Origin of the sequence: Arthrobacter sp. CAN_A2, from assembly GCF_015752045.1 — a bacterium.
Taxonomy (GTDB): Bacteria; Actinomycetota; Actinomycetes; order Actinomycetales; family Micrococcaceae; genus Arthrobacter_D.
In genome coordinates this window covers 1-1,488 of sequence record NZ_JADOUS010000060.1, presented here as the reverse complement: position 1 = coordinate 1,488, position 1,488 = coordinate 1, and the positions used below count along the sequence as shown (strand labels likewise).

The 1,488-nt window shown below is 67.1% G+C and carries 1 protein-coding gene; it reads left to right on the top strand.

All coding sequences use genetic code 11. The annotated features are described in order from the left end of the window. The first annotated feature begins 121 nt into the window (after positions 1 to 121). Positions 122 to 1,480, top strand: a complete 1,359-nt coding sequence (locus IWX63_RS16570) for an ISL3 family transposase (RefSeq protein WP_442859144.1) — start codon at positions 122 to 124, stop codon at positions 1,478 to 1,480. Positions 1,481 to 1,488 lie beyond the last annotated feature (8 nt).

Sequence of the window (1,488 nt, the reverse complement as noted above, 5' to 3'; positions counted from 1 at the left end):
GGCTCTTCTTACCTGCGGTGGGGGTGGCTGAGCGACACGGTGTGAGTGCTTGAGTGGAAAAGGGATCGAGACCTTCCAAGATCGGCAGTGACTAAGCCGCTCAATCCGGAAGGTCTCGACAATGTCCGAGCCTACGTCGTGCGCCCGCGCGCGCCCACGTTCTCAACCTTCGTGTTACTGCCCTCGGTGCGATCTGCTGGTGGGCCTGGAGGGCTTCCACGTCATCGACGTCAGCGAACACGCCGGCGTTGTCCGGGCGGTCATCGAATCACCCGCCGGGCCGGCAGGCTGCCACTCCTGCGGGGTGGTCGCGCACAGCCACGGCCGACGCGACGTCAGTTTGATCGACGTGCCCTGCTTCGGGCGGCCCGTCCGTCTGGTGTGGCGGAAACGGACGTGGCGGTGCGCCGAGGAGGCATGCCCGGCACGGTCGTTCACCGAACAGCACGGCGAGCTCGCCGGGCCGCGGGCGTTGCTCACGACGCGGGCCTGTTGGTGGGCGATCGGCCAGCTGCGGCGGGAGCATGCCTCCGTGGCCGGTCTGGCACGTCAGCTCGGGGCGACGTGGCGCACCATCTGGCGTTCCATCAGGCCGTTGCTCGAGGTCATGGCCGCTGATCCGACCCGATTCCAGAATGTCGCGTCTTTGGGCGTCGATGAGCACATCTGGCATCACGTCTCCACCAAACCGCTCGGTGAGGGCGGGCGCGGCCCGAAAGAGCTCACCGGAATGGTGGATCTGACCCGTGACCGGCACGGACACGTCCGGGCGAGGCTGCTCGATCTTGTCCCGGGCCGCTCGGGAAAGGCCTACGCCGACTGGCTCACCGAGCGCGGCGAGAGCTTCCGCGCCGGGGTGAAGATCGCGGCCCTGGACCCGTTCCAGGGCTACAAGAGCGCGATCGACGACAAGCTCGAAGACGCCGTCGCGGTCCTGGATGCCTTTCACGTCGTCAAGCTCGGCACCGCTGCCGTTGATGAGTGCCGGCGCCGGATCCAGCAGGAGACTCTGGGCCACCGCGGACGCAAGGGCGACCCGCTCTACGGGATCCAGAACCTCCTACGCGCCGGCGCCGAGAAACTTACCGATAAGCAACGGGCCAGGTTCGACACCGCGATCGCTGCCCGACCCGACGAGCACCTGCCCGTCTACATCGCGTGGTCATGCGCTCAGCGTCTCCGCGCGGCCTACCGCCATCCCAACCCCGGTGAGGGCCGCACGATCGCCGAAAGAATCCTTGATTCTTTCCCGACCTGCCCGATCCCTGAGATCGCCAGACTCGGCCGGACCCTCAAGCGCTGGCGTGAGGCGTTTCTGGCCTACTTCGACACCGGCCGCTCCAACAACGGCGGCACCGAAGCCGTCAACGGGCTCATCGAACTCCACCGCCGCGTCGCCAGAGGATTCCGCAACCGCGACAACTACCGCCTACGCATGCTCCTCATCGGCGGCGGCCTCAACCACCCCCACCTCAAGTAAGAAGAGCC

Bases quoted from the DNA above. Each gene is read 5' to 3' on its own strand.
- IWX63_RS16570 (WP_442859144.1), top strand. From the start codon at position 122: ATGTCCGAGCCTACGTCGTGCGCCCGCGCGCGCCCACGTTCTCAACCT.